This is a genomic window from Ammoniphilus soli, from assembly GCF_040813775.1.
The window spans coordinates 385,018-398,978 of the sequence record NZ_JBEGDL010000003.1 but is presented as its reverse complement, the minus strand read 5'-3'; the positions used below and the strand labels follow the sequence as shown (position 1 = coordinate 398,978).

Sequence of the window (13,961 nt, the reverse complement as noted above, 5' to 3'; positions counted from 1 at the left end):
GTGAGCCTATTCAACCAGGAATATATGCAGATGAGTGTCCGGGACGTCTATCGCTCCCGGTTTAGCGATTATGCCCGATATATCATTTTATCGCGGGCCATCCCGGATGTTCGCGATGGATTGAAGCCTGTACAGAGAAGAGTACTGTATTCCATGTACAAGGAGCGGAATCTACCGGATCGGCCGTATCGGAAATCGGCAAAGACGGTCGGGGATGTCATGGGGAATTATCATCCTCATGGGGATTCTTCCATCTATGAGACGATGGTTAATCTTGTTCAGAATCACAAAATGAGGGAGCCGCTGATCGATGGACATGGTCACTGGGGGACCGTAGATGGGGATTCGGCGGCAGCCATGAGGTATACAGAAGCCCGTTTGACCGAAATCTCTACGGAGATGCTGAGGGATATTGAGAAGGAAACGGTCGACTTCATTCCCAACTATGACAATACGACAAAGGAACCGACGGTTCTTCCCTCCCGTTTTCCAAACTTGCTGGTCAATGGGGTAACGGGGATCTCCATTGGTTTTGCGACGGAGATACCAACCCATAATTTGAGGGAAGTCATTAATGGAACCATTGCCTTGCTTAATAACCCCGACCTCACTCTCGATGAGCTGATGACTCATATTCCGGGGCCAGACCTTCCTTTAGGCGGTATCATCCAAGGAAAGTCGGAAATCAAAAAAGCCTATCGGACGGGCTCAGGACGTATTGTCATTCGATCCAAGACCCATCTAGAAAAGGGCAAGCAGGGCAGGCAGCTCATCGTAATTGATGAAATTCCGTATACGGTAAAGAAAAAAGCCCTTGTGCAGCAGATCGATGAAGAGATTATAGATAAAAATGTCGATGGCCTGCTAGAAGTAAGGGATGAAACGGACCGGGAAGGCCTAAGAATTGTTCTTGAAATACGGAAGGATGCTGAAGTGGAAGGGATTTTAAATTATCTGTATAAAAAAACAGATCTGCAAATCTCCTACAGCTTCAACATGCTGGTCATCTCGAATACCCATCCGAAGCAGATGGGCTTAAAGGAAATTCTGAGCGCGTATATTGAGCACCAGAAAGAAGTGGTTACCCGCCGCACCCAGTATGATTATGACAGGGCAGAAAAACGGCTTCATATCGTGGAAGGGATTATCAAAGCCATCTCTATTCTGCGTGAAGTCATAGATACCATTATGGACTCGGATGGAAGGGAAGATGCAAGGGAAAACCTAATGGCTAAGTACGGTTTCACGCATGAGCAAGCCGAAGCGATTCTGGACATCCGCCTTCATCAATTAACGAAGCTTGACATTAAAAAGTACGAGAAGGAAGAACAAGAACTCCATAAAAAACTCAAAGAATGGAATGCCATCTTAACGAGTGAGAAGCAGCTTAAGAAAGTAATAGAAAAAGAGCTTGGAGAAATCGGGAAGAAGTATGGCAATGACCGAAGAACCGTGATCCAGGATGAAATAGAAACCATTGAGGTAGATATATCGGTTACGGTTCCTTCTGAAGATGTCATAGTAACCATATCGGAAGACCTGTATATTAAGCGCGTTTCTTTACGTTCTTTCAGCAGTTCAGGAGGCAGCCTGGAAACGGCAGGCGTGAAAGAAGGGGATCGGATTCAGCACTTTTTCCGGGTCAATACGATTCACTCCTTGCTTCTTTTTACCAATGATGGGATGTACTATCAAGTGCCTGTCCATGAAATACCGGATGCCCGCTGGAAAGATCCCGGAACGGCGCTGGTGAATGTAGTAGGCTGGGGAAAAGATCAGAAGATGGTCGGTATCTTGCCTATCGAAGACTTTAATCAGCCTGAGGCTTACATTCATTTTGCAACCGCCAGGGGAATGGTAAAAAAGACAGCTTTATCGGAATACAGTACGAACTTTAAGAAGCGAGGCATTGCTGCGGTAAAGCTGAAAGAGGACGACACCGTGATGCAGGTGTTTTTGGCTGGTGAAGAAGAGCAATTGCTTCTGGTAAGCCAAGAGGGGATGGCCATCCAGTTCTCATTGAAGGAAGTTAATGCGATGGGAAGGAACACGGCAGGGGTGAAAGCCATGAAGCTGGCTGAAACCGACCGTCTTATCGGCGCTTTTGTAACCAAAGAAGATGATGAGCGGGTATTAGCCGTTCTCACGGCTGAAGGAATAGGCAAACGCATGTACGTTTCCGATTTCCTTGTTCAGGCCCGCGGCGGAAAGGGATTGCTTGTCATACGAAAGCGAAAGACAAAGCCTCATCGCCTAGTGTACGCGTTTTTAAGTGGCGAACTGTCCGGAGATATTTATTATCTGACGAATAAAGATCGGGAGGATATCCTCCAAGCGAACCAGTTAGATATCTCCGAACAAGGGGGCACGGGAAAAGATTTATTATCCCTTGATAAGGGAGAAGAAGTCCTCAAAATTTATCAACGGCCGCTCATAATAGATGACAAGCCGGATGAGGAAACAGATATTTCCTAGGGAAGCGCAGGATTCGATAAAAGCCGTACGACAAATGTCGTACGGCTATTTTTAGTGCGGAACTATAAGGCCGGTATGCACATCGAAAGGTAAAATCTGTTAAACTATAGCTATATACTTATGATTCGAAGAGGAGAAATGAGATGAGAATTGGAGTTATATCGGATACTCACATGCCGTCCCGTTCAAAGCAAATTCCCCAGGCTCTTCTTAAAGGGTTGAAAAATGTAGATTTGATCCTCCATGCGGGTGATTGGACTCAGTTAGAGGTTGTCCGGGCATTTGAAAAGCTTGCCCCGCTAGATGGCGTAGCGGGAAATAATGATGGTGAAGAGATCGTAGGGCGATTCGGGAGAAAGAAGATCCTTACCTTTTCTGGATACAGGATTGGCATGGTCCACGGAGATGGAATAAAGAAGACAACAGAGGTTCGAGCTTGGGAAGCTTTCGCTGGGGAAAAGGTGGATATCATTTTGTTTGGCCATTCTCACGTTCCTTTTCTGCGGAAGCATCAAGGGGTTTTGCTATTTAACCCAGGTTCTCCTACCGATAAGCGACGCCAGCTCCAATATTCTTATGGCATCTTGGCCCTCTCAAGTACAATTCAGGCCCAGCATTTCTATTACAGCGATAAGACATAGTCGGAGGAATTGGTAATTGTTCAGACATTTTTCATCTTTTCTTTTCGTCTGATATGTTACAATAATAAAGTTGAGGAAAATTTTGGAGGAGAAAGCGGAATGACGACATCGCTGATGGATTTATTAAAGGAAAAAAGAAAAAGACCGGAAGATGTGCTGGACCTGATTCAAGATGGAGATGATATTATCTTGCCGTTGGCCAATGGGGAGCCGAAGGCGGTATTGGATTGTATAGAGGAAAATGCTGCCCGCTTTAGAGATGTGCGTATCCACCAGATGCATGCCCTTCGCGAACGGGACTATATCAATGGAAAATATGCAGGGAATCTAAAACATGTTGCTTATTTTTTGAGCGGTGCTTCTCGGAAGGCCTTTTTACAGGGGAATTGTGACCTAGTCCCTAATCATTTTCACGAAGTGCCTCGGATATTAAGGGAGACGACAAAAACATCCCTTGTCATTGCCTGTGCTTCCCCTATTGATGAGCATGGTTATTTTTCGTTTGGAACGCAAGCGGATTATATTGCTTCTTTTGTAGGGAAGGTTCCTTTTTTTCCTGGAAGTAAACCAGAATATGCCGCGTACGTTTGGCGCCAATCAAATTCATATTAGCCAAATTGCTGGTTATACCATTCAGGATTATCCCATGCATGAGGTGCAGCCTCCCATTATCACAGAGGTGGACCGCCGGATTGCTACTTTCATTGCCGAACAAATCGAAAATGAATCAACGATACAGGCGGGTATCGGTGCCATTCCCAATGCGGTGATTAGCTTACTGGTCAATCATAGGAATTTGGGCATCCATACGGAGCTTCTTTCTGATGGGGTAGTCGATCTCGTTGAGCGCGGCGTTGTAAATGGGGTGGCCAAGAAAACCCATCCGGGGAAAATCGTAGCTACCTTCGCGTTGGGTACCAATCGACTTTATGAATATATTCATGAGAATACAGGGGTTTCCTTTTTGCCGGTTGAAGAAGTGAACGATCCTCGCCAGATTGCCAGAGAGGATAAGATGATTTCGATCAATGCGACAACGGAAGTCGATTTCTTTGGACAATGTGCATCGGAGACAGTTGGGGGCAAGTATTACAGCTCGAGCGGGGGACAATCCGACTTTGCAAGGGGAGCCCGATTTGCTAGACAAGGCAAGGGATTTATTTGCATGCATTCAACGATTAAGAACGAAACTGTCTCCAGGATTCGGCCTCAGCTATCTCTGGGATCGGTCGTTACGACTTCCAAGAATGATGTGGACCGAGTCGTAACAGAATATGGTGTTGCTGAACTAAGAGGAAGAAGCATTTCTGAGAGAACAAAAGCCTTGATTGCCATCGCACACCCTAAGTTTCGCGAGGAGTTAGCTTTTGAGGCGAAAAAAATAGGTTTTATGATTTAATAAAAAAAAGAAACCGGGCGATATTCATTGCCCGGTTTCTTTCTATCCTTTGGATAAGCGATAGTACTCTTCTTGAATTTTTTTCTTTTGGTCTGGAGGGTAGCCGTCAAACGCCCAGTAGCCCTTATCGTTGAATGTGGCTCCAAGCTGAATGGCAAGTTGAAGATTGAAAACATGGATGTTGGCTTCTTGGGGGGAAAAAAATAATTTGCGATTGACCAGACGATTCTCGATGTAGATGTCTACTGCATGAAGCTCTCCTTCTGCACTGGTATCAAGGTGGACTTGGCTCTGGTGGTAAGGGAATTGAGGTTCAGATTGTTTTTTCATGTGAAACTCATTTACCCCCTTTATATGGTAAAAGTTACTTAGAATTATATACGTAAGCGATTACATATAAGTTACAAAAACATGTATCTGCCTAATGACTTTATTTCAGTCTTCGGCAGATACATGAATGGGACCACCTTAGCTTAGACTAATCGAGATGATCTTCTGGCACCTCTTCTTCAGAAGAGCAGAAGCGCCCGTTTAATGCATTTCCAATCTTGATCACAGCCATCATCAAGATGAGGCTAAAGGCCATGATTCCGTAATATCCCGTTCCTATAGCAATCCCGATTCCTCCTGCAAAAAGAATCATGGAAGCGGAGGTGAGGCCAGAAACACGCTGGCCTTGCTTCAGGATCAAACCTGCACCAATAAAGCCGAGGGCTGGCGGGATCTGGGCGGCTAATCGAGCTGGGTCCATCATCGTTAACCCATCGTGTGCATAAACGTGAAACATGTCTACAGAAATGATAGACATGAGGGTAGAGGCTACTGTAACAAAGGAATAGGTTTTTATGCCTGCAGGTTTGTTCTTGACCTCGCGGTCCCATCCGATAAGAAACCCGACCAGGACCGCAAGCAGGATTTTTAGATACGGCTCAAAGTTTATACCTGCAAGTAGCGGAAAGTTTGCAGAGATGGGAAAACCCTCCTTTCCATTAGAAATAAGTGCAAAAATGTCTTATTATTATATTAATCACGAAGCTTGATTATGATAGAAGGAGAAAAAGATGGTTTATCCAAAAGAATACATTAATTATTTAGTTCATTTTCACGGAGACCGAGATTTTTTTGAGTGTCATGAGATTCTCGAGGAATATTGGAAATCACAACCCGAACGGTTGGATAGGTGGGTCGTCTTAATTCAATTAGCGGTTGGAGTATATCACCATCGAAGAGGAAACTTCAGAGGAGCTCAAAAAATGTTAGAGAGTAGCCTCAAACGCATGGTGCTAGCCGACTTTAAAGAATTGGGATTGAATTTTCAAGGCATGCGAGCTTTGCTTCAGGAGCGAATCGTGCAGATTAAGGAGGAGAAGGAATACACGGATATTAATTTAGTTTTTGATGATCCTTCATTGCTAGAATCATGCATTCAGGAATGCAAGAGGAGAGGGATGATTTGGCAGGAACCAAGCAGCAGGGAAAATGGGCTGATCCATCGGCATACGCTAAGGGATCGCACGGAGATTATTCAGGCGAGAGAGGAACAAAAAGCTAGAAAAAAGAGGGGATGATGGGAAAAGGGGTTGCCAATTCATCCGGCTTGTGGCCTAATAATATAGTTGCTAGAAAAATAAATCTGGGAGAATAAACATGTCTTCTTTACATACTTGGATGGAGCAAATAATCGAAATCTTATTGGACTATGGAATTTGGGGATTATCCATCATGTCATTTTTTGAGTCTGCGTTTTTTCCCATTCCTCCGGACGTGCTGCTGATTCCTCTTGCGCTCATGGATACAGACATGGCTTGGATGCTCGCCTTAGCTACTACCATTTCCTCGGTATTGGGGGCACTGCTGGGCATTTGGATAGGGAAGCGGCTAGGCCGGCCGATCTTATTGAGATTTATCCCAGAGGAACAAATCGCCAAAGTAGAAATGCTATTTTCCCGGTATGGAGGCTGGGCTATGTTCGTGGCAGCTTTTACTCCCATTCCATATAAAGTGTTTACTGTTGCAGCCGGTGTTTTTAAGGCGAATATCGCTACGGTAATGATTGCGTCCGTGATAGGTCGAGGTGCGCGGTTTTTCGCTATTGCTGGGATCATTGTCTACTATGGTGACGAAGCGATGGACTTTATCTCACAATACCTAGGACCGATTACATTTGCTGTAGCCGGGCTTGCTATTATAGGAGGGTTTGTTTACAAGAAAGCAAAGTCGCGTTAGTATAATGTACGAGCCGTCCCGAGTATTTATATAGCAATGAAAACAAATCGTTATAGGATGGTGGAACGCCTCATGTTTTATCCGAAGAAGTCCATCCACGAGATTTTAACCGCTACAACAGAGGTGTCAACCGCCGCGGAAATTTCTTATCAGATTGAAGATGCATGGCGGAAACGCCTATGGACTTTAACCGCTTTGGTTTTCGCTATTGTTTTTTTTGTGGTTGGAGTGGCAGCAGCCATGGGCTATGCCATGCTCGCGAAGGAAAAAAGCCGGCAGGAAGCTTCGGTACTGACAAGCGTGAAATCCATTTCCAAGCTTGCGACCGTACAGCACCACTATGTGGATGTTTTTGAATGGAAGGATCAGAAGGATTTTTTCCTCTTTCAGTTAAAAAAATCGATTCTTGCAACAGGCACGGCATCGGTTATGGCTGGAATCAACTTGGAAGAATCGCAGGTTGAGATAGAAAAAGAGGGTGACCGTGTGATGATCACGTTTCCCCGCGCAGAAATTTTTTCGGTGGATAGCGAACTTCATTTTTCTGGAGAATCGGATATGATCTTTCGCCGGATCTCCCTTGAAGACCGGAACCGATTGATTCAAGAATCCAAGGAATCCTTTCGCCAAAAGGCCATAGAGGCAGGGATCATCCCGCAGGCCGAAGAAAGGGCCGCTTCCCAAATAACAAGCTATCTAGAAGGATTAGGATATCAAGCAGATATAAAGTTCCAGTAATCATCAGGATGATTTTCCTGATGATTTTCTTGTTTTCAACTGTTACACTGGAAACAACGGATGTTCGGGAGGTGTTCGTATGTTAGCCATGTCCGATGGACTGCGCCATACACTGTTAGGTTTGCAAGAGGAGTGGGCAGACGAGATAGAAAACCAATGGAGCAAAGAGGATCTAAGAAGGCTCATTGTTGGACAAGGGATCGGTCAGTTTGTAACGATCGAGAAAATGAATAGAGCCGAAGTCGCTGCTTACCTGGCAGGAAGAACGATTGCCGGCGTCGATGGTTCATCCAACTCGTTTGGGGGAAGTTATCCCGGAATGATTTCCTTGCTGCAGGCTGGTGCCATGACGATGAAGCGCAACAAATATCTAGTAGGGGATGCTTTGTCCCCGATGAGCCGGCGTGATCGAAAGAAAATTGCAGAATATCAAGAACGCCATTCTCTTGGAGAGGCTGAAGCCTATCTTCGTTACAAGGATGAACGGATGGCTCAGCTCGAGGTAAAAGCAGCGCTTGACTTATTGGAAGGTGAGCAGCCTGCCCTCGTTTTGTTTGATGGAGGGTTTGTTCGCTATGAATCCAAGGCTTCTCTGCTATGGGAGGAGTATGCGTTAAGAGCTCGTGAAAAAAATATCTTTTCAATTGGAATCATCGAAGAAGTAGGAACGAATTTTATCTCCCGAGCTTTGGTCGATGTCTTGGGAGGGAAGCTTCTTCCCTATGACCGCCAGCTTTTGTTCGGGGTCTTGGAACCGGGAGAAGCCTTGTTTTTGGATGCAGATTTAAAGCATAAGGGATTCTCCGGCCGATATTATACCTGTTTTGCTAGACTTTCATCCCATCCTGCTATCATGGGCTGCGATGTGTTTTTAGACCATAAGGAAAAGCTGCCCGCAGCATTGAGATTCCTTTTTTCCAATACGCTAGAAGGAAGCCGCGGGGTCCCCTTCTGGATTGATCGGGTAGATCATGAGATTAAGCTCACCTATAAGGAAACAGAGGCCATGATTCGCCAAGCGTTTCCGCCAGCTTGGGTTGAAAAGTTCCTCGTAAGCCAGAGGAGCAGAAGAGATATTTAAGTTTTCCAGAAGTGAGGAAGGAGAGGTACGGGATGATCCATATTGTAGGGATTACCACGCCACAGGAGGTCTATGCGGCTTCTAAGGAACGTCCGTTCCATTTGAACGAAATTTTAATCATCGAAGATGAACGCTTGGGCTCTCCGAAAGGGGAAGTAATCCAAACGCAGTCATATAACCGGTTTATTCCCTTAGAAATGGATAGCGGCATGAAGCTGGATCAAGCCTTTTTATCGAGCTTGGAAGAAGCAGGGTACTCTATTCAGGATGATGTGATTCATATCGCCAAAATCCGTCTGTTGGATACCGTGTCTACACCCGTAACAACAGGTTCGGTCGTTCGCGTCCCGGATTTTTCGGAAGTCGAAAAGCTGCTTATCCGAAAATATCCGGCAGAAGGACTAGCACTAGGCGTAATTGTCGGTACGGAAGAAATCGGCAGAAGACTACCTGCTGAATTATCCGGCGTTGCCCCTCTCTATGATGCCCGCATCGGGGTTATGGAGCAAGTTGGGGTTCCTTTTGTCTTTGATTATCGGGCTATGAATGAATATCCTCACATTGGTATTTTTGGAGGATCGGGATCGGGGAAATCGTTCGGGATGAGGGTATTGCTCGAAGAAATCATCAAGAAAAAAGTCCCGACGATCATATTTGACCCTCATTTTGAGCTTTCCTTCGATGTCCCTTTTGACGGATTGCCAAAGGAGTTTGCCGAAGATTTTCGCAAGCGTACGGCTCAATATACCTTGGGTAAAGATGTCGGAATTGATTTTACCGAGCTTCATGCGCCAGATGTAGTCAGTTTATTAAACTCCTTAGGATCGTTTCTCAGTCCATTACAGGAAAACGTCGTCGAAACCTTGCATCGAAAGAATATGACCTTTGAGCGGTTCAGAGATATCGTTTATAACCTAAAGACGGCTATGGAAGAAGAGAAAAGCCTGCAAGCCTCGGATGAACGAGGACGAGAGCTCAGCCGGCTGCTAAACAGTGTAAAAGATAAGATCACCCACATTGGTCCTGTAGATGCCGTGCTCTCTCGATTGAATATGCTAGATTTAACAGGGCTTGTTCGCGGAGATGCACGTCAGGTAGAGGCCGATATGCTGGCGCGCAAACTCGTCACGATTCGCGGGCCGATCAAACAGCTTCGGCTGTTTGCGGCTTACCTGACGCGGAGCTATTACCAGAAAAGGCGAGAATATAAGGACGCTTTGCAGCAGGGAAGAAATCCTTTAGCGAAATTTCCTCCTTTCATCGTCGTTTGCGATGAAGCGCACAACTTTGCTCCTGCTGGTGGGGACGAGCGTTCCCCTACAAAGGATATCATCAAAGAAATTGCCCAGGAGGGCCGAAAGTACGGGGTGTTTCTCGTGCTGGCCACCCAGCGTCCTGCTACGCTGGATTCGACGGTAAAGGCGCAATTAGCAACGAAGTTTGTTTTCAAGACCAACAACTCGAATGATATCGACACGATCAAGGAAGAAACCGATTTATCACCAGAAGAAACCCGCCGATTGCCTTACTTGCCATCAGGAACGGCTTTTATTTCCTCTTCTTTGACAGGACGCAGTATCTTGGTGAGAATTCGGGTTTCGAAGACAAGAAGTCCGCATATGCTGAATCCATTTGACGAGTTGGAGAGCGAATTCCAAGGGGAACAGGATATGCTGTGGGGAAAGATTGTGAAATCAAAGCTTCTTCCCTGCGGGGCAGGTAATATTGATGTTGCCGAGTGGCAAACCAAGCTTGGCATGCCGCTTACCCGCGATCGTATCGTTACCATGCTCGAAGACTTCGTAGATGAGGGCAAGCTGCAAAAAGAACGAGGGATCTTCGGTACGGAGTATAGCTTGATATAAAGGGGGTGTCCAATTGATACGGCTGCTATATATAACCGATACTCACATTCGCGGGACGTCCCCTGCGAACCGTTTGGATCATTTTCCGGATACTTTAAAGGCGAAATTGAATGAAGCCGTGGACTATGCCAATCAAGCGGACGTTGATGCGGTTCTGCATGGGGGAGACGTATTTGATGTGCCTTCCCCTTCTCCTTCCGTAGTAGGGGAGTTTCTTTCGATTTTTACGAGGTTAAGGGCTCCTCTTTATGGGATTATTGGAAATCATGATGTATTTGCCCATAACCCGCAGACGCTGGATCGTACGATGCTTGGACTAGCTAACCGCCTGGGGATCATTCGAATTATCCATCCCGGGGAGCGCGTTTACCTTGAAAAGAACGGGAATCGCGTCCAGCTAACGGGGCAACACTTTCATGTTGACTTGGACCGGCGAGACCCTACGCTGGATTATTGCGTAACGAAAGAAAATGCTGACGTGGCCATTCATATGGTTCATGGCATGTTAATGGACCGGCGGTTCATTGATGGGGTAGCACATACGGTGATTGACCAGATTGTAGGAACGGAAGCGGATCTGACGCTTTGCGGACACAATCATTTAGGTTTTCGTGACACGGAAAAGGACGGAAAATACTTTATCAATCCCGGTGGATTTGTCCGCTTAAGCAATCATCCAGCGGAAATGGCTCGCAAGCCTCAGATGGTACTCATTGAAATTGAGGACAAGAAGTTAACCTATCGAAAAATTCCCCTGCGATGCGCTCTTAAGGGAGAAGACATTCTGGACCGCAGCAAAGGGGAAGAAGCAATATACCGCGAGCAGAAATTAAACGAAATTGTAGATGAAATCAAGCAAGCCGGTGACTTCCAATATGCTAACATTCATGACATCATTGAGCAGATCGCGTCACGGGAAGGAATCAGCTTGTCCGTTCGAAGCCTTGTCATGGAGAAGATTGCGAAAGCACAAGAGCGCCTGGAGGTGGATGAGGGATGAAGTGGATTCAGCGGGTGATCATCGAGGATTTCCAATCTCACCGGACGACCGAGCTTGATTTGGTTCAAGGGTTCAATGTCATTGTAGGGCCGAGTGATCAAGGGAAAACGGCTATTTTGCGAGCGATTCGCTGGGTTTTGTACAATGAGCCAAAAGGAAACGACTTTATTCGTGTGGGTTCAAACAAGGTTAAAGTAACGCTCGTGATGAACGATGGGACCATTGTCAGCCGTGAGCGTACCTCTTCCCGTAATCGGTATGCTGTGGCCATCCCTGGCTTGGAGGAACAAATCTATGAAGGCTTTGGGCACAGTGTTCCGGAAGAAGTGATGAACGCAACAGGGGTTAGGCCCATGAGGATGGATGAAGATCATCAGGTGAATATCAATATCGGCATGCAGTTGGATCCTCCTTTTCTTCTCGATAGCAATGGGTCGATCAAAGCTAAGGCTATTGGGCGGATTAACGGCGTGCATATCCTGGATTATGCCCATAAAACGACGAGCAGCGAATTAAACAGCAAACAGATCGAAGAACGGCGGATTCAGGCAGAAATTGAAAAACGGGAAGAACAGCTAAAGCAATACGAGGACCTGGAACAATGGCAACAATCTCTCGAGCGGGTAGAAAAAGGATTGCAGCGGGCAGAAGAGCTGCAGCAACGGATAGATTGGCTGAAGCAAAAGCAGGAGCAGCGCAGGGAATTGGACAGGAAGCTGCAAATGGCTGAAGAATTCCTGAACCGTCTCGCTCCCCTGGACAAAGCAGGGGAATTCTTAGGAAAAGCGGAAGCCCTGGAGAATTTCAGGGAAAAAATGGTGCATCTGCAGAAGCAGTTAGGGGATACCCGCTTATCATTGCGTGCATCGATTGAATGGATTCAAAGAACGTCGTACTTAGAGATGGCAGGCAGAGAACTGGCGAATGCAGAGGCCTTGACAGAACGTGAACAAATCTTCCGGAAACTCTTTTCTCAAAAGAAAGTGATGCAGAAGGAAGCAGAACAAATTGCTCTGGTTTTGGAGCAAACGGTTTCCCTTCCCCATGCAGAAAAAGCCATTCATAACCTTCAAGAAATATGGGAAAAAGAACGGATTCTGTTATCTCTAAAAAGCAAGTCTGATAGCTATAAGGATGTGGAAAAAAAAGTCGGTCTCGTTTTGTCGAAGACGGTTGGCATAGAGAGAGCACAGCTATTGTGGGATCAATGGCAAGAGCTTGCTCGCCGTTCCCAATCCTTGGAGGGATTGGTTCAGAGACGAGCTGAAGGGATGTACCAGCTGAAGCAGACAAAGCTTTACCTTGAGCAAACCGAATCGCTTGCAGCGGCTAGTGTGAATTTGGATAAAGCGTCCCATCTTGGAAAGCAGCTTGAAGCCCTGTTCTCTCTGCAGGAGAGGCGTCTCGTCATTGAAAAAGAAAAGCAAAAAGTTGAAGCGGAGATCGCGGTCACAGAAAACCGACTCGAAGTAGACGCAAAGCTTTATTATGAGCAATTGAAAAATCTCGGGCGATGCCCTATATGCTTAGGTGAAATCGAGCATCACACCGTAGAGCGAATCGTGGCTGAGATTAGTTAATGGAAAATAATCGAGGGGGAAGGATTTCATGAGCCAAGAGCAACTCAATAAGCTGAAGGGTGCCATTGAAAAAGGGAAAGAGTTAAGAACGAGAGCTTTAAGCCGTAAGGAAATTTTGGAGCAGCAGGAGAAGGAGCTGCTTGAAGAGATACGCAAGATGGGGGTTGATCCGGATCATATGGAGGAAGAAATCGTGAAGCTTCAGGCGGAGAAAGACCGTCTGCTCAAAGAAATAGAAAGCTTGATTCCTTTTGACCTGATTAAATAGGGGGGAAATGCACATGGAGGTACACTCCCAATTGCAGGAGAGGGCTGCCCGGTTTCGTCAGCTCTATGAGCGTCGGAGAGGCCAGCAGGAGCATCTGATAAAGGAAAAGGCAGAATGGCGGGAGAAAGTGGAGCAGCTGCATGCAGAAATCGAGGATTACACCAAGGCTCGGTTCCTGCTTCAGGAAGCAGCGGTATTTGCCCGGGAACAGGCTAGGCAAAACATTGAAGCATGGGTTACGGGTGCTTTGCAATTCGTTTTCGGGACAGACGATGTAGCCTTTCGCGTTGTACTTGCAGAGAAGAATAATCGCCCGGATGCAGAGTTTTACGTTGTATCCAATTATGATGGCGTGATGGTTGAAACAAAGCCACAGGATGCACGAGGCGGCGGGGTAGTGGACATCGTTTCATTGGCCTTGCGCATTGCTTTAATGGAATCGGGAAAACAGCAAACGGATGGGCCGTTAATGCTAGATGAACCCGGGAAGCATGTATCGGAGGAATACGGGATGATGCTTGCTCAGTTTTTGAAGGGCGTCACACAGAAAACGAAGCGTCAAGTTCTTCTTGTGACGCATAATAATTACTTGGCGGAATCCGGTGACCGTTCCTACCAGGTGGTTTTGCAGCAAGGCATCAGCTTGGTGACGGAAAGGGATCGTGGGCAATTGTATTAGGCAAATAAA

General features: G+C 46.3%; 15 protein-coding genes and 1 pseudogene. 14 read left to right on the top strand and 2 right to left on the bottom strand.

Translation table 11 applies throughout. From position 1 onward, the window contains the following. From parC to ABLT31_RS09715, 4 genes are all read left to right on the top strand, one after another. On the top strand, window positions 1-2,475 hold the full coding sequence (gene parC / locus ABLT31_RS09730) for a DNA topoisomerase IV subunit A (RefSeq protein WP_367751135.1): 2,475 nt from the start codon (window positions 1-3) through the stop codon (window positions 2,473-2,475). A 143-nt stretch (window positions 2,476-2,618) separates the two neighbouring features. After that, window positions 2,619-3,116 carry a metallophosphoesterase family protein gene (locus tag ABLT31_RS09725; RefSeq protein ID WP_367751133.1) on the top strand — a complete coding sequence of 166 codons (498 nt, stop codon included), beginning with the start codon at window positions 2,619-2,621 and terminating at the stop codon, window positions 3,114-3,116. A gap of 99 nt (window positions 3,117-3,215) precedes the next feature. Continuing rightward, entirely contained in the window at window positions 3,216-3,728 is a 513-nt protein-coding gene (locus ABLT31_RS09720; RefSeq protein WP_367751131.1) for a hypothetical protein, read from the top strand. Beyond that, window positions 3,691-4,515 (top strand): acetyl-CoA hydrolase/transferase family protein, encoded by an 825-nt coding sequence (locus tag ABLT31_RS09715; RefSeq protein WP_367751129.1) that lies wholly within the window; start codon window positions 3,691-3,693, stop codon window positions 4,513-4,515. Before ABLT31_RS09720 ends, ABLT31_RS09715 begins: the two co-directional genes overlap by 38 nt. A gap of 42 nt (window positions 4,516-4,557) precedes the next feature. On the opposite strand, the gene ABLT31_RS09710 is transcribed toward ABLT31_RS09715, so the two are convergent. Beyond that, window positions 4,558-4,845, bottom strand: coding sequence for a hypothetical protein (locus ABLT31_RS09710; RefSeq protein WP_367751127.1), 288 nt, complete (start codon window positions 4,843-4,845; stop codon window positions 4,558-4,560). A 148-nt stretch (window positions 4,846-4,993) separates the two neighbouring features. Continuing rightward, window positions 4,994-5,428, bottom strand: a complete 435-nt coding sequence (locus tag ABLT31_RS09705; protein WP_367751365.1) for an MgtC/SapB family protein — start codon at window positions 5,426-5,428, stop codon at window positions 4,994-4,996. Window positions 5,429-5,576: 148 nt separating this feature from the next. Here ABLT31_RS09705 and ABLT31_RS09700 point away from each other — a divergent pair. The 10 genes and pseudogenes from ABLT31_RS09700 to ABLT31_RS09655 all read left to right on the top strand — a co-directional run. Continuing rightward, window positions 5,577-5,759: pseudogene (locus tag ABLT31_RS09700) on the top strand (DUF309 domain-containing protein); the annotation flags it as partial. Window positions 5,760-5,768: 9 nt separating this feature from the next. After that, a complete protein-coding gene (locus tag ABLT31_RS09695) occupies window positions 5,769-6,083 on the top strand; it encodes a hypothetical protein (RefSeq protein ID WP_367751377.1) in 315 nt (104 codons plus the stop codon). 79 nt (window positions 6,084-6,162) lie between these two features. Further along, the gene (locus tag ABLT31_RS09690; RefSeq protein ID WP_367751125.1) at window positions 6,163-6,741 is read left to right on the top strand and encodes a YqaA family protein; all 579 of its coding nucleotides are present in this window, start codon (window positions 6,163-6,165) and stop codon (window positions 6,739-6,741) included. 36 nt (window positions 6,742-6,777) lie between these two features. Continuing rightward, entirely contained in the window at window positions 6,778-7,479 is a 702-nt protein-coding gene (locus tag ABLT31_RS09685; RefSeq protein ID WP_367751124.1) for a DUF4230 domain-containing protein, read from the top strand. 79 nt (window positions 7,480-7,558) lie between these two features. Next, window positions 7,559-8,560 carry a DNA double-strand break repair nuclease NurA gene (locus ABLT31_RS09680; protein ID WP_367751123.1) on the top strand — a complete coding sequence of 334 codons (1,002 nt, stop codon included), beginning with the start codon at window positions 7,559-7,561 and terminating at the stop codon, window positions 8,558-8,560. Between the two features lie 32 nt (window positions 8,561-8,592). Then, window positions 8,593-10,425 carry an ATP-binding protein gene (locus ABLT31_RS09675; RefSeq protein WP_367751121.1) on the top strand — a complete coding sequence of 611 codons (1,833 nt, stop codon included), beginning with the start codon at window positions 8,593-8,595 and terminating at the stop codon, window positions 10,423-10,425. A gap of 13 nt (window positions 10,426-10,438) precedes the next feature. Next, the gene (locus ABLT31_RS09670) at window positions 10,439-11,425 is read left to right on the top strand and encodes a metallophosphoesterase family protein (protein ID WP_367751118.1); all 987 of its coding nucleotides are present in this window, start codon (window positions 10,439-10,441) and stop codon (window positions 11,423-11,425) included. After that, a complete protein-coding gene (locus ABLT31_RS09665) occupies window positions 11,422-13,005 on the top strand; it encodes an AAA family ATPase (RefSeq protein WP_367751115.1) in 1,584 nt (527 codons plus the stop codon). Before ABLT31_RS09670 ends, ABLT31_RS09665 begins: the two co-directional genes overlap by 4 nt. A 28-nt stretch (window positions 13,006-13,033) precedes the next feature. Beyond that, a complete protein-coding gene (locus tag ABLT31_RS09660; protein ID WP_367751113.1) occupies window positions 13,034-13,273 on the top strand; it encodes a hypothetical protein in 240 nt (79 codons plus the stop codon). Between the two features lie 13 nt (window positions 13,274-13,286). Next, entirely contained in the window at window positions 13,287-13,952 is a 666-nt protein-coding gene (locus ABLT31_RS09655) for an OLD family protein (protein WP_367751110.1), read from the top strand. Window positions 13,953-13,961: the final 9 nt, after the last annotated feature.

Excerpts from the sequence above, each read along its gene's own strand:
- ABLT31_RS09725 (WP_367751133.1), top strand. The coding sequence starts at position 2,619 with ATGAGAATTGGAGTTATATCGGATACTCACATGCCGTCCCGTTCAAAG.
- ABLT31_RS09720 (WP_367751131.1), top strand. The coding sequence starts at position 3,216 with ATGACGACATCGCTGATGGATTTATTAAAGGAAAAAAGAAAAAGACCG.
- ABLT31_RS09715 (WP_367751129.1), top strand. The coding sequence starts at position 3,691 with ATGCCGCGTACGTTTGGCGCCAATCAAATTCATATTAGCCAAATTGCT.
- ABLT31_RS09710 (WP_367751127.1), bottom strand. The coding sequence starts at position 4,845 with ATGAAAAAACAATCTGAACCTCAATTCCCTTACCACCAGAGCCAAGTC.
- ABLT31_RS09695 (WP_367751377.1), top strand. The coding sequence starts at position 5,769 with ATGTTAGAGAGTAGCCTCAAACGCATGGTGCTAGCCGACTTTAAAGAA.
- ABLT31_RS09690 (WP_367751125.1), top strand. The coding sequence starts at position 6,163 with ATGTCTTCTTTACATACTTGGATGGAGCAAATAATCGAAATCTTATTG.
- ABLT31_RS09685 (WP_367751124.1), top strand. The coding sequence starts at position 6,778 with ATGAAAACAAATCGTTATAGGATGGTGGAACGCCTCATGTTTTATCCG.
- ABLT31_RS09680 (WP_367751123.1), top strand. The coding sequence starts at position 7,559 with ATGTTAGCCATGTCCGATGGACTGCGCCATACACTGTTAGGTTTGCAA.
- ABLT31_RS09675 (WP_367751121.1), top strand. The coding sequence starts at position 8,593 with ATGATCCATATTGTAGGGATTACCACGCCACAGGAGGTCTATGCGGCT.
- ABLT31_RS09665 (WP_367751115.1), top strand. The coding sequence starts at position 11,422 with ATGAAGTGGATTCAGCGGGTGATCATCGAGGATTTCCAATCTCACCGG.
- ABLT31_RS09660 (WP_367751113.1), top strand. The coding sequence starts at position 13,034 with ATGAGCCAAGAGCAACTCAATAAGCTGAAGGGTGCCATTGAAAAAGGG.
- ABLT31_RS09655 (WP_367751110.1), top strand. The coding sequence starts at position 13,287 with ATGGAGGTACACTCCCAATTGCAGGAGAGGGCTGCCCGGTTTCGTCAG.